15 protein-coding genes are annotated in these 20,886 nt (G+C 75.6%); 5 read left to right on the top strand and 10 right to left on the bottom strand.

What is annotated here, in order from left to right; genetic code table 11:
* Positions 1-8: 8 nt before the first annotated feature.
* From M3185_RS12080 to M3185_RS12055, 6 genes are all read right to left on the bottom strand, one after another.
* Positions 9-1,676: a DUF7059 domain-containing protein gene (locus M3185_RS12080; RefSeq protein ID WP_251333930.1), complete on the bottom strand. Its 1,668-nt coding sequence runs from the start codon at positions 1,674-1,676 to the stop codon at positions 9-11.
* A complete protein-coding gene (trhO, locus tag M3185_RS12075) occupies positions 1,673-2,620 on the bottom strand; it encodes an oxygen-dependent tRNA uridine(34) hydroxylase TrhO (protein ID WP_251333929.1) in 948 nt (315 codons plus the stop codon). The genes M3185_RS12080 and trhO overlap by 4 nt, the downstream gene beginning before the upstream one ends.
* Before the next feature lie 77 nt (positions 2,621-2,697).
* Entirely contained in the window at positions 2,698-2,844 is a 147-nt protein-coding gene (locus M3185_RS12070) for a hypothetical protein (protein ID WP_251333928.1), read from the bottom strand.
* 94 nt (positions 2,845-2,938) lie between these two features.
* Positions 2,939-4,141, bottom strand: coding sequence for a galactokinase (gene galK / locus M3185_RS12065; protein WP_251333927.1), 1,203 nt, complete (start codon positions 4,139-4,141; stop codon positions 2,939-2,941).
* Complete coding sequence (gene galT, locus M3185_RS12060) at positions 4,138-5,280, bottom strand: galactose-1-phosphate uridylyltransferase (RefSeq protein ID WP_251333926.1); 1,143 nt, start codon at positions 5,278-5,280, stop codon at positions 4,138-4,140. Before galT ends, galK begins: the two co-directional genes overlap by 4 nt.
* On the bottom strand, positions 5,277-6,062 hold the full coding sequence (locus M3185_RS12055) for a DeoR/GlpR family DNA-binding transcription regulator (RefSeq protein ID WP_251333925.1): 786 nt from the start codon (positions 6,060-6,062) through the stop codon (positions 5,277-5,279). The genes galT and M3185_RS12055 overlap by 4 nt, the downstream gene beginning before the upstream one ends.
* 268 nt (positions 6,063-6,330) lie before the next feature.
* On the opposite strand from M3185_RS12055, the gene M3185_RS12050 reads away from it, so the two are divergent.
* Positions 6,331-8,694, top strand: coding sequence for a DEAD/DEAH box helicase (locus M3185_RS12050; RefSeq protein ID WP_251333924.1), 2,364 nt, complete (start codon positions 6,331-6,333; stop codon positions 8,692-8,694).
* 94 nt (positions 8,695-8,788) lie between these two features.
* A complete protein-coding gene (locus M3185_RS12045) occupies positions 8,789-10,537 on the top strand; it encodes a bifunctional 3'-5' exonuclease/DNA polymerase (RefSeq protein WP_251333923.1) in 1,749 nt (582 codons plus the stop codon).
* A 7-nt stretch (positions 10,538-10,544) separates the two neighbouring features.
* Here the strand turns inward: M3185_RS12045 and M3185_RS12040 are convergent, their stop codons facing one another.
* The 3 genes from M3185_RS12040 to nth form a co-directional block, all read right to left on the bottom strand.
* Complete coding sequence (locus M3185_RS12040; protein ID WP_251333922.1) at positions 10,545-14,252, bottom strand: nSTAND1 domain-containing NTPase; 3,708 nt, start codon at positions 14,250-14,252, stop codon at positions 10,545-10,547.
* A gap of 159 nt (positions 14,253-14,411) precedes the next feature.
* On the bottom strand, positions 14,412-15,101 hold the full coding sequence (locus M3185_RS12035; protein WP_251333959.1) for an NUDIX hydrolase: 690 nt from the start codon (positions 15,099-15,101) through the stop codon (positions 14,412-14,414).
* Between the two features lie 83 nt (positions 15,102-15,184).
* Complete coding sequence (gene nth / locus M3185_RS12030) at positions 15,185-16,060, bottom strand: endonuclease III (protein ID WP_251333921.1); 876 nt, start codon at positions 16,058-16,060, stop codon at positions 15,185-15,187.
* Between the two features lie 170 nt (positions 16,061-16,230).
* Here nth and acs point away from each other — a divergent pair, with 170 nt between their 5' ends.
* Together acs and aroQ are read left to right on the top strand one after the other, a co-directional pair.
* Positions 16,231-18,180: an acetate--CoA ligase gene (gene acs / locus M3185_RS12025; RefSeq protein ID WP_251333920.1), complete on the top strand. Its 1,950-nt coding sequence runs from the start codon at positions 16,231-16,233 to the stop codon at positions 18,178-18,180.
* A 102-nt stretch (positions 18,181-18,282) separates the two neighbouring features.
* Positions 18,283-18,723: a type II 3-dehydroquinate dehydratase gene (aroQ, locus tag M3185_RS12020; RefSeq protein WP_251333919.1), complete on the top strand. Its 441-nt coding sequence runs from the start codon at positions 18,283-18,285 to the stop codon at positions 18,721-18,723.
* Between the two features lie 3 nt (positions 18,724-18,726).
* On the opposite strand, the gene M3185_RS12015 is transcribed toward aroQ, so the two are convergent.
* A complete protein-coding gene (locus M3185_RS12015; protein WP_251333918.1) occupies positions 18,727-19,902 on the bottom strand; it encodes a MarP family serine protease in 1,176 nt (391 codons plus the stop codon).
* Positions 19,903-20,143: 241 nt separating this feature from the next.
* On the opposite strand from M3185_RS12015, the gene M3185_RS12010 reads away from it, so the two are divergent.
* Entirely contained in the window at positions 20,144-20,821 is a 678-nt protein-coding gene (locus M3185_RS12010; RefSeq protein ID WP_251333917.1) for a Crp/Fnr family transcriptional regulator, read from the top strand.
* Positions 20,822-20,886: the final 65 nt, after the last annotated feature.

Genomic DNA, 20,886 nt, shown 5'->3' with positions numbered 1-20,886 from the left:
AACGACTGTTACGCCGCCGGGTCCGCCGGCACCAGGAAGCCGTCGACGACGAGGTGGCGGACCTCCTCGGTCAGCCGCTGCTGCTCGTCGCCGGCCCAGCCGAGCAGCGCCGCGAGCGCGCCGAGGATCTGCCGGGCGGTGAGCTCCCCGTCGCAGGCGCCCGCGAAGCCGGCCGCCTCGCTGGAGAGCACCACGGTCCGGCGCAGGCCCGCCCCCTGGCGCAGCAGGATCACCCCCGGGTGCTCGGCGCCGGGGCGCTGGTGGCGCTCCTCGGTGACGTCCTCGGGCGCGACGAGGTGGGCGTCCAGCCAGTCCCCGGGATGCTGCGCGAGCCAGTCCTCTCGCGCCCACGTGGCCGCCAGCGCCGGGGCGAGCGGCTGCTGGACGGGGTGCGGGACGTGCTCGAACCGGCGCAGCGCTCCCTCCGGGCGGGGCCGGGCAGGGCGGCGCAGGCGGATCATCCCGAAGCCGACGGCCTCGACCCCGCGGGCGGCGAAGTCGTCGAGGTAGGCGCGGTAGGCGCGTTCGTAGTGCTCGGGGTCGCGGGACTCCGAGGCGTCGCGCAGCCAGGTCTCCGCGTACTCCTCCGGCGGGAGGACCTCCCGCTGCACCCACCACGTGTCGATCTCCGCGGGCACCCAGCTCCCGGGCCGGCGCATCCACCGGTCGGCCACGGGCGCGTCGTCCCCCGCGTCCGCCGGGACCTCCCAGTTGCCGAGCAGGTGGGCGGTGCCGCCGGGGGCCAGCACACCCGGCAGCCCGCGCACCAGGTCGGCGACGATCCGGTCCCCCGGCAGGCCCCCGTCCCGGTAGGTGAAGCGTTCCTGCGGGTTCTCGCCGGCGGGCCGCGGGGTGATGACGAAGGGCGGGTTGGAGACCACGAGGTCGTACTCCTCGCCCTGCACGGGCTCCAGCAGGGAGCCCCTGCGCAGGCTCACGCGCTCGCCGAGCCGGTCCGGGTCGATCCCCAGGGCGGCGGCGTTGAGCAGCAGGTTGAACCGGGTGAAGCCGAGCGCCCGGTCCGAGACGTCCGTGGCGGTGACGTGCTGGGCGTGGGCGAGGAGGTGGAACGTCTGGATGCCGCAGCCGGTGCCGAGGTCGAGGGCGCGGCCGACGGGGCGCCGGTCCGTCGTCTGGGCCAGGGTCAGGGAGGCCTCCCCGATGCCCAGCACGTGGTCGTGGCGCAGCACGCCGGGCCGCTGGGACGCGCCGAGATCGCTCGCCACGTACAGCTCCGTCCCGTCGTCGGCGGCGTGGGGGCGCAGGTCGACGGTGGAGCGCAGCCCGGCCCCGGTGCGCTCCACGAGGCCCAGGGCCACCAGCTGCTCCGGCGTCACGGGCGCCAGGGCCCGCGCGAGCACCTCCTCGGGGACGGTGCGCCCCAGCAGGAACAGCACGACGACGACGGCCAGGGCGCGGTCCTGCTCCGGCGCCTCCCCCGGCGTCTGCCCGGGCGCCGCCAGCAGCGGCTCGAGCACCCGCAGCGCGGGCACGGCCTGGTCGCGTCCGAGCGCCGCCGCGGCGGCGTCCCCCAGCAGCGCCGCGACGCGGTCGTGGGTGAACCCGGCCTGGCGCAGGGCGTCCTGCAGGGCCGCCAGCAGGGGCGGGTCGTCGGAGGCCGGGGCGTCGGGCACACGGGCGAACTCGGGCACCCCGGGCCCCTCCTGCGCGGTCATCGGCGCACCGCCCCGCCGGCCGGCGCGGTCGCGCCCAGGAGCACGCCCGGGGACGCGACTGCGGGGGTGCACCCGTGCGGGCACGTGAGCTCGGGCTGTTCCGCGAGGCAGGCCGGGCAGGCGAGCACCAGCGCGCGGCAGGCGGGGTCCGCACAGTTGACGAAGCGGTGGGCGGGGGCGTCGCAGCGCTCGCACCGGCCGGGGGTCGCGGCGTCGGGCGAGAACTCCAGGTGCATGCGCCGGTCGAAGACGTACACGGAGCCCTCCCACAGGCCCCGGTCCCCGCGCTCGCGGCCGTACTCCACGATGCCGCCGTCCAGCTGGTAGACCTCCTCGAAGCCGCGCCGGCGCATCAGCGCCGAGAGCACCTCGCAGCGGATCCCGCCGGTGCAGTAGGTGACCACGGGGCGGGTCTTGAGCTCGTCGTAGCGGCCGGAGTCCAGCTCGGCGACGAAGTCGCGGGTGTGCGCCACGTCCGGGACCACCGCGCCGCGGAAGCGGCCGATCCGGGCCTCGTAGGCGTTGCGGCCGTCGAAGAGGACGACGTCGTCGCCCCGCTCGGCCACCAGCGCGTCGAGCTGCGCGGGGCTGAGCCGGGTGCCGCCGCCGACCACGCCGTGCTCGTCGACCTCGAGCTCCCCGGGCGCGCCGAAGGAGACCAGCTCGTCGCGCTGCTTCACCGACAGCCGCGGGAAGTCCTCCGCGGAGCCCTCCGACCACTTGAACACCGTGTCCCGGAAGCCGGGGTAGGAGCGGGTGGTGCGCACGTACTGCTTGACCGCGCCGACCTCCCCGCCGACGGTGCCGTTGAGCCCGTGCGGCGAGACGAGGATCCGCCCGCGCAGGCCCAGGCTCTCGCACAGCGCGCGCTGCCAGAGCACGACCGCAGCGGGGTCGGGGAGGGGCGTGAAGACGTAATGCAGGACGATCCGGTGCTGGGCCACGGCTCCAGGCTACAAGCCGCCGGGCGGCCGGGCCGCCGCGAGCAGGCCCGCGGGGTGGCCGGGGTCAGGGGCCGGGGTCAGTGGCGGGCGTGGGAGATCCGGCCGAACCGGGCGCTGTCGAGGTGGTCCCGGCGCTGCTCCTCGGTGGGCTCCGTGACGGGCGGCCGGTGCGCGCGCACCTCCTTCTCCGGGGTGCGCCCGGAGATGCTCAGGAGGTTGCGCACGGTGTCCTTCCGGCACGCGCCCTTCCCGGACGCGACGCGCGTCGTGCCGGGAACCCGGCCCCGGACGTCGTCGTCCCCGGTCCCGGGCGGGGGCTCACCGCACGCGCCCGGCGCCCTGCGCGGGGGCGACCACGAACGTCGCGGGCGCCCGGTGGCCCGCCCGTGCGAAGGCCTCGGCCACTGCGGCGGCGACCCGGTCCGCCTCCGCGGCCCGGACCAGCGCGATCGCGCTGCCCCCGAAGCCGCCGCCCGTCATCCGGGCCCCCACCGCGCCGGCGCCCGTCGCGGCCTCGACGGCGAGGTCCAGCTCGGGGCAGGAGACCTCGTAGTCGTCCCGCAGGGAGACGTGGGAGGCGGCGAGCAGCTCCCCGATCCCGGCGACGTCCCCGGCCCGCAGGCGCTGCACGGTCTCGAGCACGCGCGCGTTCTCGGTGAGCACGTGGCGGACCCGCCGGCCCGTCTCCTCGTCGAGCACCCCGAGGTCGGCGTCGTCGGCCACGTCGCGCAGGGTGGTGACCCCCAGGGCGGCCGCACCCCGTTCGCAGGAGGCGCGGCGGGCGCCGTAGCCGCCGTCGGCGTGGGAGTGGGCCACCTTCGTGTCGACGACGAGCACGGCCAGCCCGTGCCCGGCCAGCGGCAGGGGCACGACCTCCGCGTCCAGGGTGCGGCAGTCCAGGAACAGGGCCCCACCCGCCCGGCCCATCAGGGAGGCGGACTGGTCCATGATCCCGGTGGGTGCGCCGACGAACTCGTTCTCCGCCCGCTGGGTCAGCCGGGCCATTGCCGGACGGTCCAGGCCCAGGCCCAGCAGGTCGTCGAGGGCCACGAGCGTGGCGACCTCCACGGCGTGCGACGACGACAGCCCCGCGCCCACCGGCACGGTCGAGTCGAGCAGCAGCTCGAAACCGGGCACCTCCACTTCGTCCAGGGTCCCCAGGACGTGCGCCACCCCGGCCGGGTACGCGCCCCAGCCGGCCACGGAGCCGGGGGCGAGGTCGGCGACCCGGAACCCGGCCCGGGACAGCCCGCCCCCGTCGGGGGCGTAGGTGGAGGCCAGCGCCACGACGTCCTGGCCGGCCCCGCCGTCGCGGCGCAGCCGCACGGCGACCATCGCCGCGCGGTCGATGGCGAAGGGCAGCACGAAGCCGTCGTTGTAGTCGGTGTGCTCCCCGATGAGGTTCACCCGCCCCGGGGCCCGCCACACCCCGTCCGGGGCGTGGCCGTAGACCTCGGTGAACCGGCGCGTGAGGTCTTCGGCCCGGGCGTGTTCGTGGTGGTCGATCTGCTCGGCGGTCATCGTCCTGCCTCCCGCAGCCGTGCGGCGGTCTGCTCCGCGGTGACGTCGTTGATGAACGCGCCCATGGCGGCCTCCGAACCGGCCAGGAACTTCAGCTTGTCCTCGGCCCGGCGCGGGCTCGTCAGCTGCAGGTGCAGCCAGCCGGCCGCGCGGTCGGCCGCGTTCACGGGCGTCTGGTGCCAGGCGGCGATGTAGGGGGTCGGGGTCGCGTAGAGCCGGTCCACGCGCCGGACCAGGTCCTGGTAGACCGCGGCGAGCTCGTCGCGCTCCTCCCCCGTCAGGGCCGCGAGGTCGGGGACCCTGCGGTGCGGAACGAGGTGGACCTCCAGCGGCCAGCGCGCGGCGTAGGGCACGAAGGCGGAGAAGTGCCGCCCCTCGAGCACCATCCGCTCCCCCGCGGCGGCCTCGTCGGCCAGCAGCTCCCCCATCAGCGCCCGCCCGGTCCGCTCCAGGTGCGCCCGGGAGCGGGCGGCCAGCCGGGCGGCGTGCGGAGCGGGATAGGGGTAGGCGTAGATCTGCCCGTGCGGGTGGTGCAGCGTCACCCCGATCTGCTCGCCGCGGTTCTCGAAGGGGAACACGTGCCGGACGCCCTCCAGCGCGGACAGGGCCTCGGTGCGCTGGGCCCAGGCCTCGACCACGGTGCGCGCCCGCTCGAAGGGAAGGGACGCGAAGGAACCGTGGTGGTCGGGGGTGAACACCACGACCTCGCAGCGCCCGTAGGCGGGCGACGGAGTGCCCCACAGCGCCCGCTCCTCTGCCGGCCCGGGGGCGGGGAGCTCACCGAGGTCTGGGCCCAGGGACGGGAAGCGGTTCTCGAAGACGACGACGTCGAAGTCCCCGGCCGGGATCTCGGAGTCCCGGCCGTCGCGGGACGGGCACAGCGGGCACTGGTCGGCCGGGGGCAGGTAGGTGCGGGCCTGCCGGTGGGCGGCCACGGCCACCCACTCCCCGCTCAGCCGGTCGAAGCGCACCTCGCCGTGGCCCGACCGGGCGTCCAGCGGCCGACGGTCCTCGACGTGCTCGACCGGCCGGGACCCGCGGTCGGCGAAGAACACGGCCTCCCGGCCGTCGGCCAGGTGATGGGTCCGGTGCGCGACCAGTGGTGCAGCAGCGCGCTCGGCGGGGGCGGAAGAGGTCATCGGATGGGCTCCAGTCGCAGGTCGGGGACGTGCTGGGCGAGGATCTCCCTCGAGGCCGGGTCGAGACCGTCGTCGGTGACGACGGCGTCGACCTCCTCGAGGCCGGCGATGCGGTGGAGGCCGGCCAGGCCCCACTTGGTGGAGTCGGCCAGCACCACGCCGCGGTCGCAGCGTTCCAGGAAGAGGCGGTTGATCTCGGCTTCCATCATGTTCGGCGTGGTCAGCCCGTCCCGCTCGGACAACCCGTGCACCCCCAGGAAGCACAGGTCCACGTGCAGCGTCCGCAGGGCCGCGGTCGCCAGCGGGCCCACCAGGGCGTCGGAGGGGGTCCGGACCCCGCCGAGGAGCACCACGGTCTGCCGGGGGGCAGGGGCGTCGTAGAGCACCCCGGCGATGCGCGGAGAGTTCGTCACCACGGTGAGGTCCGGAGTCCCGCGCAGCGTCCGGGCCAGGGCATAGGTGGTGGTGCCCGAGTTCAGCGACACCGACATCCCCGGCTCCACCATCGACCCGGCCGCCGCGGCGATCGCGGCCTTCTCCGGCAGCTGCAACTCGGCCTTGTGCGTGAACCCCGGCTCGGCCGCCGAGGAGCCGGCCGGCAGCCTCGCGCCACCGTGCACCTTCTGCAGCTCGCCGTCCCGTGCGAGCCGGTCCAGGTCCCGCCGGACGGTCATGTCGGAGACGCCGAGCTCCGCCGCGAGCTCCGAGACGCGGACCGCGCCGGCGGCGCGCACCCGGTCCAGGATCGCGCGCCGGCGCTCCTCGGGCAGCAGCTCGGGCACGGGGCCTCCGTTCGCGGTGGTCGGGACGAATCCAGTGTCCGGTCCGGCACCGGGGAAGTCAAACATTTTCGAACAGAGTCTTGTTCGGAAATGCACATGACCTGTTCGGTGCTGTTGTGCACGGGGCCGTCCGAGACCTTCCGAGCTTCCTGCTCCTGCTGTTTCCCCCTCGCAGCCGACGCGCGGACGGCCGCGGGGAGAGGGCCGGCCCCCTTCCCCGGGGGGGGGGGGGGGCCGTGAGGACCGGCGGCGGTGGCACAATGAACCGGTGCCGTCCTCCGACCACGCCTCCCTGATCCCGCTGCTCGGCCGCGGCGACGCGCCGGAGCAGGTGCGCCACGTCCGGGAGCTCCCCGACCGGGACGCCGTCACCGCGCCGTGGCCGGGGCACCTGCACCCGGACGTGGTCGCCGCCTACGAGCGGCTCGGCGTGCACCGGCCCTACCTGCACCAGGTGCAGGCCATGCTGGCCCCCCGCCACGTGGTGGTCGCCACGGGGACGGCGTCGGGGAAGTCCCTGGCCTATCAGGCGCCCGTGGCCGACGCCGTGCACCGCGGCCGCCTCGCCGCCCTGGCGCACCCCGGGACGGTCCACCACCCCGACGAGGCGACCGCCCTCTACCTCTCCCCCACCAAGGCCCTGGCGGCCGACCAGCTCAAGGGGCTGGAGGCGCTCGGGCTGCCGACCCTGCGCGCCGCGACCTACGACGGCGACACTGCCCCCGGCGAGCGCCGCTGGGTGCGCGACCACGCGGACGTGGTGCTGTGCAACCCGGACATGCTGCACTACGGGGTGCTGCCCAACCACGCGCGGTGGTCCCGGTTCTTCCGCCGGCTGAAGTACGTGGTGATCGACGAGGCGCACTCCTACCGGGGGGTCTTCGGGTCGCACGTGGCCAACCTGATGCGCCGGCTGCGCCGGATCTGCCGCCGGTACGGGGCCGACCCGGTGTTCATCGGGGCGTCGGCGACGTCGTCCGGGCCGCACGCCTCCTTCGCGCGGCTCATCGGCGCCGCGCAGGCGGACGTGACCCCGGTGACCACCGACTTCTCCCCGCACGGGCCCGTCACCGTGGTGCTGTGGGAGCCCGAGCAGACCGGTGGGGCGGGCGAGAACGACGCCCCGGTGCGGCGCACGGCCGTCGCCGAGGCCGCCGACATGCTCACCGACCTGGTGCTCCACCGGGTCCGCACGATCGCGTTCATCAAGTCCCGGCGCGGCGCCGAGACGATCGCCCAGATCGCCCACCGCCAGCTCGAGGAGGTCGACCCCTCGCTGGCGCACCGGGTGGCGGCCTACCGCTCCGGGTTCCTCCCCGAGGAGCGCCGGGCCCTCGAGGAGGCCCTGCGGGACGGGCGGCTGCTGGGCATCGCGAGCACCTCGGCGCTCGAGCTCGGCATCGACATCGCGGGCCTGGACGCCGTGGTCGTCGCAGGGTGGCCGGGCACGCGGGCGTCCTTCTTCCAACAGATCGGCCGCGCCGGCCGGGCCGGGCAGGAGGCGCTGGCGGCGTTCGTGGCCGGTGACGACCCCCTCGACACGTACCTCGTCAACCATCCCGAGGCGATCTTCGACGTGGACGTGGAGGCCACCGTCTTCGACCCGTCCAACCCGTACGTGCTCGCCCCGCACCTGTGCGCCGCGGCCGCCGAGCAACCCCTGCGGGCCGAGGAGGTCGCCGCGTTCGGGCCCACGGCCGCCGAGGTGCTGGACTCCCTCGTGCGCAGCGGGCACCTGCGCCACCGGCCCACCGGCTGGTTCTGGACCGACCCGCAGTCCGCGGCCGGGATGGTCTCGCTGCGCTCCGACGGCGGCGGGCCCATCCGGATCATCGAGACGGACACCGGCATGGTCCTCGGCACGATGGACTCGCCCCAGTCGCACTACCAGGCGCATCCCGGGGCGGTGTACGTCCACCAGGGGCGCACCTACATCGTGGACGAGCTCAACGAGGCCGACTCCTACGCCGCGGTCACCCGCGCCCACCCGGACTTCTACACGACGGCCCGCGACATCACCCAGGTCACGGTGGTCGCCGAGGAGCGCACGGAGCGCTGGGGCCCGGTGACCGCCCACTTCGGGCAGGTCCAGGTGACGACGAAGGTCGTCTCGTTCCAGCGCAAGGCGGTGATCTCCAACGAGGTGCTCGGCGAGGAGCCGCTCGAGCTGGAGGCCCGCGACCTGTTCACGAAGTCCGTGTGGTTCACGGTGCCGCAGCAGGTGATGGCCGCCGCGGGGATCGAGGAGCCAGACGTGCCCGGCGCCCTGCACGCGGCCGAGCACGCCGCGATCGGCCTGCTGCCGCTGGTGGCCTCGTGCGACCGGTGGGACGTGGGCGGGCTGTCCACCGCCCTGCACGCCGACACGGAGCTGCCCACGGTCTTCGTCTACGACGGTCACCCCGGCGGGGCGGGCTTCGCCGAGCGCGGCTACGACACCGCACGGGCGTGGCTGCGCGCGACCCGAGACGCGATCTCGGCCTGCGAGTGCGAGCACGGGTGCCCCTCGTGCGTGCAGTCGCCCAAGTGCGGCAACCGCAACAACCCGCTGGACAAGCAGGGCGCGGTGAAGCTGATCGAGGCGCTGCTGGCCGGCGCCCCGGCCGCCCCGGCACGCGCCGCCTCCTCGTAGCGGATCGGGGTCATGCCCGCGGCGGCACCCCTGAGCAACACGGTCCGGGGCCGGGGCACCATACGGTGACGGACCCGTGCAGGACAATGGCTGGGTGCACATCGTGATGGGAACGGCGCCGGACGGCGGGGACGGCCACCGGGCCCAGATCCTGACGGGCGCCGGCACGCCGGCCGGGGCGGAGCTCGTCGTGCCCGCGGGGGAGCTCGCGGCGTTCGTCGCCGAGTGGGAGGAGTCCGCCCGCCGCGCCGGGACGACCCCGCCGCGCTGGACGTGGGAGCGGACGGCCGGGCTCTACCCTGAGCTGCTCGCGGCGGGCGTGCGCGTGGAGCGCTGCCACGACCTGCGCCTGTGCCAGGCGATCCTCGCGACCGCCGCCACCGCCCACGGCTCGGGGACCGGCGGCCCCCTCCCCTACCGCCCGGCCCTGGCCCCGCTGCCCGGCGACGAGGCGCCCGGCCTGCTGCCGCCGCCGCGGCCCGCGCCGGGCCAGTCGAGCCTCTTCGACCTGCCGCGGCCGGCCGGCCCGGGCACGGCGGAGCTTGCCGCCGAGCTGCGCGCCCAGCTGGCCGCGGTGGCGGGGGCGGCGGACCCGCGCCGGATGACCCTCCTGCTGGCCGCCGAGTCGCAGGGGGCGCTGATCGCGGCCGAGATGCAGCACGCGGGGGTGCCGTGGCGGGAGGACGTCCACCGCGCGCTCCTGGAGGCCGCGCTGGGCCCGGAGCCGCTGCCGGGGGAGCGTCCGGAGAAGATGGAGCGCACCGTCCGGCGGCTGCGGGAGGTCCTCCACGCCCCGGGGCTGAACCCGGACTCCCCGCAGGAGCTGCTCAAGGCCCTGCGGGCCGCGGGCGTGGACGTCACGAGCACGCGGCAGTGGGAGCTCGTGGAGTGGGCGCGCGCCGTGCCGGGGCTCGCCGCGCAGCGCCAGGAGCTGATCGAGCCGGTCCTGGAGCACAAGAAGCAGGCGCGGCTGCTCAGCGCCAACGGCTGGCACTGGCTGGACACCTGGGTGCGGGACGGCCGGTTCCACCCGGAGTACGTGGTGGGCGGCGTGGTCACGGGCCGGTGGGCGGCCCGCGGCGGCGGGGCCCTGCAGATCCCGCACGTGGTGCGGGACGCCGTGCGCGCCGACCCGGGCCGCGTGCTCGTCGTCGCCGACGCGGCCCAGCTCGAGCCGCGCGTGCTCGCGGCCCTGGCCCACGACGATGCCCTGGCCGCAGCCTCCCACGGGCGCGACCTCTACCAGGCGATCGCGGACCTGGGCGAGGAGCGCGGCACGGAGCTCACCGAGCGCCCGCAGGCGAAGGTCGCCATGCTGGGGGCGATGTACGGGGCGACGACCGGCCAGTCCGGGCGGCTGATGCCGCACCTCGCCCGGATGTTCCCGCGGGCCGTGGACTACGTGGAGCGCGCGGCCCGCGTCGGGGAGACGGGCGGGCAGGTGCGCACGCACCTCGGCCGGTGGTCACCGCCGCCGGGACCGGCGTGGGAGGCCGCCCAGCGGGACACCGCGACCGCGGAAGCCGAGCGCCGGGCCGGGGCGATGGCCCGCGGCCAGGGCCGCTTCACCCGCAACTTCGTGGTGCAGGGCACCGCGGCGGAGTGGGCGATGTGCTGGATGGGCAGCATCCGCTCGGCGCTGGCCCGGGAGGGCCTCGACGCCGAGCTCGTCTTCTTCCTGCACGACGAGATCGTCCTGCACTGCGCGCAGGCGGACGCCGCCCGGGCCTGCGACCTGGTCCGCGGCTGCGCCGAGCAGGCGGGACGGATCGTCTTCGGGCGGATCCCGGTGGAGTTCCCGGTGAGCGTGGCGGTCGTGGCGTCCTACGCGGACGCGAAGTGAACGGCGCTCAGCACAGCGGCCGGTAGGGCGCACCGGGCACGTGCCGTCCCCACTCGGTCTCCGTGACGGGGTCCCCGCGGTGCGCGCACACGTGGGCGGCGGCGGTGTCGGCGTCGACGATCCAGCTGCGGACCACGCCGTCGTCGCCCGCGGCGATCAGGCGGTCCCCGGCGAAGCGGACGTCGTTCATCCGCTCCCCGGACGCGGACAGGGCCCCGACGACCTCGATGCCGCCGTCCCCGACCTCCCACATCCACACGAACTTGTCCCCCGCGGCACCGGCCAGGCTCGCGCCGTCGGGCGAGAACTGCATCCCCTTGACGGAGGACAGCGCGTCGGCGGCCTGCGCCACGGAGCGGGGTGCGGCCGGGTCCGTGACGTCCCACAGGTGCACCCGCCCGCTCTCGGTGCCCACCGCCATGAGCTCCTCGGCCGGGGAGAACGCCAGCGAGGTGACCACGGAGTCGAACCGGAGGGTCGCGCTCCGCCGCGGCGCCTGCGGGTCGGCGACGTCCCACAGGGTGACGTGCCCCGTGTCGTCGGCCGCCGCCAGCAGCCGCCCGGAGGGGTGGAACTGGGCGGCCTCCGTGCCGGCCACCGGCAGCGCGGCCACCCGCCGGACGGTCCCGTCCCCGGCCCGGCGCAGCAGCGCGACCTCGATGCCGACCTCCGACCACGCCGCCAGGGTGGTGCCGTCCGCGGTGATGCCGGCGCCCGTGATCGCGGCGTCGAGGGCCGGGGTCCGCGTGGGCTCCCCGGGGCGCCCGTCCTCGAGGGGCCACACGAGGAGGTCCCCGTCCTCCGTGCCCCCCGCCACGAACGAGGCGTCGGGGGCGACGGCGCCGGCGAACCACAGGGACTCCCCGCGCGGTGCCTGCGGGGCGGGCAGCTGCCGAGGGTGCTCCCCGGTGAGGTCCAGCAGCGAGACGACGTCCTCGCCGACGCCGACCACGCTCAGGACGGTGTGGTCCCGGTCGGTCGAGAGCTGGTAGACGGGCTCGCCGCGGCGCTGGACGACCGGCCCGTACCGGTCCCATGCCCGCGTGGTCCCGTCCTGGGAGGTCGTCAGCACCCGGCCCCCCACGCCCAGGGCGCTCGTCACGCGCGACGGGGTGGGGTAGACGTCGACCGTGGACCGGTCGGCGATCCGGTGGACGTAGGCGTGCTGGTCGTAGCTGGCGGAGACGATGCGCTCGCCGTCCGCCGAGAAGTTCACGTCGCTGACCCAGCTGTCGAAGCCCCCGATGACCCCGGCCTCCGTGACGCGGTCCCCGGAGACCTCGAAGAGCCGCAGCTCGCGGGCGGCCAGGCCCGCGGCCAGCCGCTCCCCGTCGCCGGCGAGGTCCAGGGACAGCACCTGGCGCCCGGTCGGGACCCGCTCGAGGCGGCGCGGCTGGCGCTCCCCGGCGGCGAACCGGTCGATGCCGGTGGCGGCCCCGCCCACGTAGACGGTGCCGTCGGCCGCGGCGGCGAGCGCGGTGACGGCGCCGGGGTCGTCGAGCTCCAGGGGCAGGAGGGCGCCGGGGGCCCGCAGGTCCTCGAGCGACCACCGCAGGACCTCGCCCGCCCCGCCGGCCAGCAGCTGCCGCCCGTCCGGGGAGAGGACCACGGCGTTGACCGGCGTGTCCGCACCCACCGCGGCGTCGCCCAGCCGCTGCGCGGGCTGCTCCGTGACGTCCCAGAGGCTGACGTGGCCCTCCCCCGCCACCGCGGCGAGGACGCGGCCGTCCCGGACCACCAGGTCGACGTCCCGCAGCCCCGGGTCGTCGTCGACCACGGCGACGTCCTCCCGCCCCGTGTCCAGGCGCCCGGTGCCGCGCCACACGGACAGCGTGCCGTCACCGGCGGCGCGGGCGACCACCGACCCGTCGTCCAGGGCCGCGAGCCGGGAGGCCCCCTCCGGCCCGATCAGGCGCTCGGGGCTGGCCACCGCGGTCGCGTCGACGAGCGCGGAGATCCCCTCGCGCGTGGGCTCGATGCGGTAGGCCGCCAGGCTCAGCTGCGCGGCGAGGTCGGGCGTCTCCCCGCGGATCCGGGAGGCCTCCAGCGCCGTCTGGCGGGAGAGCGCCTCGTCGCGGGCGTCCTCGGCGGCGGCCTGGTAGCGCTCGGCCCGCACCCCCAGCACCCCGGCGACCACGGCGGCGCACACGGCCAGGGCCAGCAGGACGAGGGCCACGCGGCCGCGGCGCTCGATCTCGCGGGCGCTGCGCTGCTGGCGTGCCAGGGCGTCGTCGTAGTGGCGCTCGCTCTCCTCGAGGTACTCGCGCTCGGCCGGGCTGAGCAGGGCCTGCTGGCGGGGGTCCCCGGTCCAGTCCCGGAAGGACGCCAGCTGCCCCAGCGGGATCAGCGCGAGGGGGTCGCGGTCGTTGGCCAGCCACATCTGGGTGGCGCGCTGCAGCTGCTGGCGGACGTAGAGGTCGCGGCGGCTGTCCTCGATCCAGCGGTTGAGCCTCGACCAGTGGTCCAGCAGGGCCTCGTGGCCGAGCTGGATCTCGTCCCGGTCGATGGTCAGCAGCCGGGCGCGGGCGAAGTGCTCCACCACGGCCGCCCCGCCCTGCGGGAGCTCCTCCCGCAGCACGGGGGTGCGCACCACGGTGGCGGAGGAGCCCGTGCCGACCACGCGCACGAGGCGCAGGAGGACGGCGCGGGCCACCTCGCGCTCGTGCGGGTCCAGCTCGGCGTAGGCCTCCTCGGCCCGCCGGTCCAGCGCCTCCGTGATCCCGCCGGCCGCGTGGTAGTCGGCCACGGTGAGCTCCCGGGTGCGGGCGTGCTCCCAGGTGCCCAGCAGCGCCTGGGACAGCAGGGGCAGCAGCCCGACCCCGACCTCGGTCCCGCGCGGGGCGGCGTCCCGCAGGACCACCCCGACCAGGTCCGGGGACACGCGGGCGCCGACCGCCTCGGCGGGGCCCACGACGATCCCGCGCAGCTGCTCGCGGCTGAGCGCCCCGAGGAGCACGGGCCGCTCCAGGGCCGCGCGCAGCTCGGTGTGGCGGCTCGCGGTGCCGAAGAAGTCCGCGCGCAGCCCGACCACGACCACCCGCCCGCGGCCCGCGGCCGCCAGCCGCTCCAGGAACCGCGCGGCGCGCTCCGGTTCGGGGGAGCTCGTCCACAGCTCCTCGAGCTGGTCGACGACGAGCAGGTCGGGATCGTCCGCGAGGACCCCGGAGAGGCGCTCCTGCGGGTCGAGCCCCGGCGTGGTGGTGACGGCGCTCCACCCGTGCAGGGGCTGGCCCTCGGCGCGCAGCCGGCCGAGCAGGCCGGCGCCCAGCAGGGAGGACTTGCCCGCCCCCGAGGCCCCGACCACGGCCAGGATGCGCGGGCCGTCCGCCGCGGCGAGCGCGGTGACGCGGGCGCCCAGCTCCGCGACCTCCGCGGCCCGCCCGAAGAAGTGCGCCTCGTCCTCGGGGCGGTAGGCGCGCAGCCCGACGTACGGGGTGGTCGTCGGCTGGACCGGGGTGCGGGAGCGGTTGACGTCCGCCCACCACTGCGCGGCGGGACGCTCCTCGGTCAGGCCGAGGGCTTCCAGCAGGACGGTGAACTCGCGGCGCAGGGCGGGGCCGGGCAGGTGCGCACCGCTGAGCCAGCCCTGGATCGTGCTCGCGGGCAGGCCGCAGGCCGCGGCGAGCGCGCGCACCGACAGGCCGCGGCGGTGCCGTGCGGCGCTGAGCTGCTCGGCGAGCCGGGGCCGGCCGGCGCCGGAGCGGGGCGTGGTCACCGGGGCCTCCTCTGGGGTCGGGGTGCAGGGAGCGGGGCGGCAGGACGGGGCCGCGGGGCACCGCGGGAGTCCCCACCGTAGTCCGTTCCCCCCGTCGGCGGCACGGCGCGTCGCGCCGGGAGGCGGCGCGGCGGCGCGGGGGCGCCGCCGGCCGCGGGCTCAGAGCGGGGCGGGTAGGACCCGTGCCGTGTCCCACGGCACGGACCAGCCCAGCGCGGCGAGCACCCGGTCCAGGAGCACGCCGGTGAACCCCCACACCGTCACCGTCTCCGCCGTGCCCGCCACGGGGACGGTGAACGCGGGCGAGCGGTAGGTCTGCCGGCCCCGCGTCACGCTCGCGTAGTGCCGGCGGGCGGGGTCGACGAGGTCGAGCACGGGGACGCGGAAGACCAGTGAGGACTCGGCGTGGTCGACGACGTCGACCGGGGAGGACTCCCGCCACCACCCCAGCACGGGGGTGACGAGGTGGTTCGAGACCGGCAGGGGCACGGGCGCCAGGGCGCCGAGCACCTCGACGCCCCGCGGGTCCAGACCCGTCTCCTCCTGCGCCTCGCGCAGGGCGGCGCGCACGTGGGCCGCGCTGACCTCGCCGCCGGGCACGCTCAGCAGCTCGTGCAGGTCCCCGTCCCCGGGGTCCAGGCGGCCGCCCGGGAAGGCGACCTGGCCGGGGTGGGAGCGCAGGGTCGCGGCCCGCTGGACGAGTAGGACGTCGAGGTCCCGGCCCACCCCTGCGGCGTGCTCGGGCGAGCGGGCGGGCAGGGCGTCGAGCGCCCCGAAGAGGATGAGCACCGCCGAGCGCCGGTAGTTCTCGTCGATGCGCCCGATCCGCCAGGGTTCGCGGTCCTCCATCCGCAGCCGGTGGCCCTCGCGGGCCACCCGCAGCAGGTCCCGGTAGGCGTCGCCCGGGCCCGTCCCGTTCCCGTCCGGCGCGCTCACGAGCTCAGCGGCCAGCCGTCGGCGCGCAGCTGCGCCCGGGTGCGGCCCGCCAGGTACGCGTCGAGCAGCTCCTCGCGGCCGGGGGCGAACTCGTACTTGAGCAGCGCCGCCGCCTCGGCGGCGTCCGTGGGCCCCGTCCCGTAGGACGGGCACAGGTCGGCGACGGGGCAGACCCCGCAGGCCGGGCGCTGCGAGTGGCAGATGCGCCGCCCGTGGTAGACGAGCCGCTGCGACAGGTCCGTCCAGTCCTTGGGCTCGAACAGCGCCGCGACGTCGCGCTCGACCTTGACCGGGTCCTCCTCCTCGGTCCACTCCAAGCGCCGGGCGAGGCGGCCGAAGTGGGTGTCGACCGTGATGCCGGGCACCCCGAAGGCGTTGCCGAGGACCACGTTGGCGGTCTTGCGGCCCACCCCCGGGAGGGTCACCAGGTCCTCGAGCCGGCCGGGGACCACGCCGTCGTACTCGTCCACGATCTTCTGGGCCAGCGTCTGGATGGAGCGCGTCTTGGCGCGGTAGAAGCCCAGCGACCGCACCACCTCCTGGACCTGCGCCTCGTCGGCCTCGGCCAGCGCCCGGGGCGTCGGGTAGGCGGCGAACAGGTGCGGGGTCACGGAGTTCACCCGCACGTCCGTGGTCTGGGCCGAGAGGACGGTGGCGACGAGCAGCTGGTAGGGGTTCTCGAAGTCCAGCTCGGCGACCGCGTAGGGGTACGTCCCGGCGAGCACCGCGTTGATCCGTCGGGCCCGCCGCTTGCGCGCCAGCGGGGACTCGGGCCGGCCCGTCCGCCGGCGCCGCGCGGCACCGGCCCGGGCCTTCGCGGGGTCCACCACGCGCAGGTGGGCGGGCGGACGGGGCACGGAGGAGGAGGCCATGCCCCGATTCTAGGGCGAGCGCCCGCGCCGGCTCCGTGACCGCGTGCGGCGTGGGTCTGTGGAACCGGGTGGGCCGATCGTCTAGGGTGAAATCGACACTTTGTGAGCTGCGACACGGGCGCCGGGGCCCCGGGGCCCGTGCGCGGTGCCTCATGAGAAGGGAACCCCACATGGCTTCGGACGCCACTCCTGTCGAGACCAAGACCTTTGCCCCCAGCGCCGAGTTCACCGCCCAGGCCAACGCCACCGCGGAGCTGTACCGGCAGGCCGAGGCGGAGGGCACCGAGTTCTGGGCCCGCCAGGCCCGGGAGCTGCTGAGCTGGGACAAGGAGTTCACCGAGGTCCTCGACTGGTCGAATCCCCCGTTCGCGAAGTGGTTCCAGGACGGCACCCTCAACGCCTGCTACAACGCCGTGGACCGCCACGTCGAGGCCGGCCGCGGCGAGCGCGTCGCCATCCACTTCGAGGGCGAGCCCGGTGACAGCCGCAGCTACACCTACGCGCAGCTCAAGGACGAGGTCTCCAAGGCCGCCAACGCCATGGAGTCGCTCGGGGTCGTCAAGGGCGACCGCGTGGCCCTCTACCTGCCGATGATCGCCGAGGCGGTCATCGCCATGCTCGCCTGCGCCCGCATCGGCGCGATCCACTCCGTGGTCTTCGGCGGGTTCTCCGCCGACGCCCTCCTGTCCCGCGTCGAGGACGGGGAGGCCAAGCTCGTGGTCACCGCCGACGGCTCCTTCCGCCGCGGCAAGCCCTCGCTGCTGAAGCCGGCCGTGGACGAGGCCCTGTCCAAGGGCGGCGCCTCCGTCCAGCACGTGCTCGTGGTGCGCCGCAACGAGGCGGAGATCGAGATGACCGAGGGCCGCGACGTGTGGTGGCACGAGGCCCTCGAGGCGGCCTCCCCGGAGCACACCCCGTCCGCGCAGGGCGCCGAGGACCCGCTGTTCGTGCTCTACACCTCCGGCACCACGGGCAAGCCCAAGGGCATCGTGCACACCACCGGCGGCTACCTCACCCAGGGCGCGTTCACCCACAAGAACGTCTTCGACCTCAAGCCGGAGACCGACGTCTACTGGTGCACCGCCGACGTCGGGTGGGTCACCGGCCACTCCTACGTCGCCTACGCGCCGCTGGTCAACGGCTCCACCCAGGTGATCTACGAGGGCACCCCGGACTCCCCGCACCGCGGCCGGTTCTGGGAGATCGTGCAGAAGTACGGGGTGACGATCCTCTACACCTCCCCCACGGCGATCCGCACCATGATGAAGTGGGGCGAGGAGATCCCGGCCGAGTACGACCTCTCCTCCCTGCGCGTGCTCGGCACGGTGGGCGAGGCCATCAACCCGGAGGCCTGGACCTGGTTCCACCGCGTGATCGGCGGCGGGCGCTGCCCGATCGTGGACACCTGGTGGCAGACCGAGACCGGCGCCATCATGATCTCCCAGCTGCCCGGGGTGACGGTGGCGAAGCCGGGCTCCGCGCAGGTCCCGATCCCGGGCATCAAGGTCGACGTCGTCGACGACGCCGGCCACTCGCTCGGCAACGAGGCCTCCGGCTTCCTGGTGGTCCGGGAGCCGTGGCCCTCGATGCTGCGCACCATCTGGGGCGACGACCAGCGCTACGTGGACACCTACTGGTCCCGCTTCGGCGAGATGTACTTCGCCGGGGACGGCGCCAAGCGCGACGCCGACGGCGACGTGTGGATCCTGGGCCGGGTGGACGACGTCATGAACGTCTCCGGCCACCGCCTCTCCACCCCGGAGATCGAGTCCGCCCTCGTCTCCCACCCGGCGGTCGCGGAGGCCGCCGTCGTGGGCGCCACGGACGAGACGACCGGCCAGGCCGTGATCGCGTTCGTCATCCTGTCGGACCAGGCGGAGGCCGAGGGCCGGGACAAGGCGGAGCTCGCCGAGGAGATGCGCGCCCACGTGGGCAAGGAGATCTCCCCGATCGCCAAGCCCAAGAAGGTGCTCATCGTCCCCGAGCTGCCGAAGACCCGCTCGGGGAAGATCATGCGTCGCCTGCTCAAGGACGTGGCGGAGGACCGTCCGGTCGGCGACGTCACCACGCTCGCGGACCAGACCGTCATGCAACAGATCGTGGACTCGCTCGCCAAGTAGGCGCGCCTGCCGCCCTCCGGCGTTCGAGCAGGCGTCCGGGCGGGTGTCCGGGCGGGTGGGGCGGCGGACGGGGCGGCGCGCCGGCGTGTGAGGATGGGTGCCATGCGCAAACCGATCTACGTGCTCAACGGCCCCAACCTGAACCTGCTCGGCACCCGCAAGCCCGAGGTCTACGGCACGACGACGCTGGCCGACATCGAGGCCGCCGTCCGCGCCCGGGCCGCGGCCGGCGGCTGGGAGGTCTCGTTCCACCAGTCCAACCACGAGGGCGCCGTGGTGGACCGGATCCAGGAGGCGCGCACGCAGGGCGCGGCGATCCTCATCAACCCCGCGGCGTTCACCCACTACTCGATCGCGATCCACGACGCCCTGGAGGCCGCCGACGTCCCGGTCGTCGAGGTGCACATCTCCAACGTCCACCGCCGAGAGCCGTTCCGGCACACGTCCTACGTCTCCCTGCAGGCGGACGCGGTCATCGCCGGCGCGGGCGCGTACGGCTACGAGCTGGCCGTGGACTGGCTGCTGCGCACGCTGGAGGGCTGAGCCTCAGGCCGTGCAGGCCCCCGTCGGCACGGCCTGTGTGCTGCCGGCCGCGGCGGCCAGCGCGCCGCGCAGCTCGTCGAGGGTGAGCGCGTAGCCGACCTGCCCCTCGAGGGCCTTGGCGAACACGACGCCCACCACGGACCCGTCCTGCGCGACCAGCGGGCCGCCGGAGTTGCCCTGCTGCACCGCCCCGGCCAGCTGGATGATCTCCACGGCCCCTGTCCCGCCCTCGCCGACGTCCTGCAGGGGCGCGAGTGCGGTGCCCTGCACGGTGGCGGGCTCGGCGGTGAAGGGCCCGCCCAGCGGGTAGCCCATGAACGCGACCAGGTCCCCCGGCGCCGGGTCCTGGCCCAGGGGCAGCGCCGGCGTCGGCAGCGTCGGCACGGAGAGCACGGCGAGGTCCGCGGCCGCGTCGTAGTGGACGACCGCGGCGGTGTGCACCTGGCCGTCCCGGGTCTGGACCACGGGCTGGTCCACCCCGGCCACCACGTGGGCGTTGGTGACCACCTGGCCCGGCGCGGTGGCGAACCCGGAGCCGGTCTGGGTCTGCCGGCAGGCGACCGCCGTCCCGTACACCTGCACCACGGAGCGGCCCGCCTCGGCCAGGGCGGGCGTGTCCACGCCGTCGGCCGGGGCCTCCTGCGCGGGGAACAGCAGGGCGTCGAGCTCCCGCATGCCGGTGGCGCCGTCGACCGCCTCCCGGGCGCTGGTGACGGCGGAGCGCACCGGGCCCGGGGTGTGCTCGTCGATGGCGCGCAGCACCGCGGAGGCCGCGACCTGCTGGGAGACGGCCGGCAGGCCGAGCTGGCCCACCAGGGAGGCCAGCAGGGAGATCGCGAGCGCCGCCACGGCGACGTCGAGCGCGGCCCCCGCGATCCGGTTCAGCAGCCCCAGGCGCATCCGCTCGGTCACCGCCGACAGGGCGCGGCCCACGACCCCGCCGAGCATCTGCCCGGCGACGAGCAGGACGAGCACCGTGGCGAGCACCGCGCCCACCCGGTACTGCGGCCCGACCTGCGCGCTGACCCACGGGGCGGCCGAGAACGCCGCCACGGCCCCGACCACGAGGCCGGCCAGGGAGAACAGGGAGTTGAAGAACCCGCGGCTGAACCCGTAGAAGAGGTAGCCCAGCAGCACGACGACGAGCAGGACGTCGAGCAGGTTGAGGGACGGGGGCATGGGCATCCTCTGGGTGGGTCGGCGCGGCCGGGGCGGGAACGAGCCACCAGCATAGGGAGTGCGCCTGGGAGAACCGTGGAGCGCCGCCGCACGGAGGCCGGGGGCCGTCCTTGGGAATCGCGCGCCGGAGACACTACAGTGAACGTCAGGTACGTTAGGCCGCTCACACGTGCGTGCACGGCCCCCGTTGACACCGCCCCGCCGGGCCCGCCCGGACGACGGCGAGACCCTGAGGAGAAGCATGGATATCGACGTCCTCCGCCGCGCCCCCCTGTTCGCGTCCCTGGACGACCAGGCGTTCGCCGCCCTGACGGAGGAGCTCACCGAGGTGGAGCTCTCCCGCGGCTCCACCCTGTTCCACGAGGGGGACCCGGGCGACCAGCTCTACTTCATCGTTTCCGGCAAGATCAAGCTCGGCCGCACCGCCCCGGACGGCCGCGAGAGCCTCGTGGCGATCATGGGCCCCGGCGAGCTGTTCGGCGAGATGGCGCTGTTCGACCCGAGCCCGCGCTCGACCTCCGCGACCGCGGTCTCGGAGACCCGCCTGGCCGGGCTCAAGCACGAGAACCTCAAGAAGGTCATCGAGCGGTCCCCGGACGTCTCCGCGCAGCTGCTGCAGGCGCTGGCCCGCCGGCTGCGGCGCACCAACGAGTCCCTCGCGGACCTGGTCTTCTCCGACGTGCCGGGCCGTGTGGCCAAGGCCCTGCTGGACCTGGCGGACCGCTTCGGCCGGCCGGCCACCGACGGGATCCTCGTGGCGCACGAGCTGACCCAGGAGGAGCTCGCCCAGCTGGTCGGCGCCTCCCGCGAGACCGTCAACAAGGCCCTGGCCGAGTTCGTCCAGCGCGGCTGGATCCGGCTGGAGGCCCGGGCCGTCGTGATCCTGGACCTGCAGCGGCTCAAGCAGCGCAGCCGCTGACGCCCCCACCGCCACGTGCCACGGCCCGGGTCCCCGCGGGGACCCGGGCCGTGGCGCGTCCGGGG

This window comes from Kocuria rosea (assembly GCF_023715525.1).
Classification (GTDB): domain Bacteria; phylum Actinomycetota; class Actinomycetes; order Actinomycetales; family Micrococcaceae; genus Kocuria; species Kocuria rosea_A.
The sequence above is the reverse complement of the archived record's forward strand: the minus strand, read 5'-3'. Positions and strand labels throughout refer to the sequence as shown.

Excerpts from the sequence above, each read along its gene's own strand:
- M3185_RS12010 (WP_251333917.1), top strand. The coding sequence starts at position 20,144 with ATGGATATCGACGTCCTCCGCCGCGCCCCCCTGTTCGCGTCCCTGGAC.
- nth (WP_251333921.1), bottom strand. The coding sequence starts at position 16,060 with ATGGCCTCCTCCTCCGTGCCCCGTCCGCCCGCCCACCTGCGCGTGGTG.
- galT (WP_251333926.1), bottom strand. The coding sequence starts at position 5,280 with ATGACCTCTTCCGCCCCCGCCGAGCGCGCTGCTGCACCACTGGTCGCG.
- galK (WP_251333927.1), bottom strand. The coding sequence starts at position 4,141 with ATGACCGCCGAGCAGATCGACCACCACGAACACGCCCGGGCCGAAGAC.
- M3185_RS12080 (WP_251333930.1), bottom strand. The coding sequence starts at position 1,676 with ATGACCGCGCAGGAGGGGCCCGGGGTGCCCGAGTTCGCCCGTGTGCCC.
- M3185_RS12015 (WP_251333918.1), bottom strand. The coding sequence starts at position 19,902 with ATGCCCCCGTCCCTCAACCTGCTCGACGTCCTGCTCGTCGTCGTGCTG.
- M3185_RS12035 (WP_251333959.1), bottom strand. The coding sequence starts at position 15,101 with ATGGAGGACCGCGAACCCTGGCGGATCGGGCGCATCGACGAGAACTAC.
- aroQ (WP_251333919.1), top strand. The coding sequence starts at position 18,283 with ATGCGCAAACCGATCTACGTGCTCAACGGCCCCAACCTGAACCTGCTC.
- acs (WP_251333920.1), top strand. The coding sequence starts at position 16,231 with ATGGCTTCGGACGCCACTCCTGTCGAGACCAAGACCTTTGCCCCCAGC.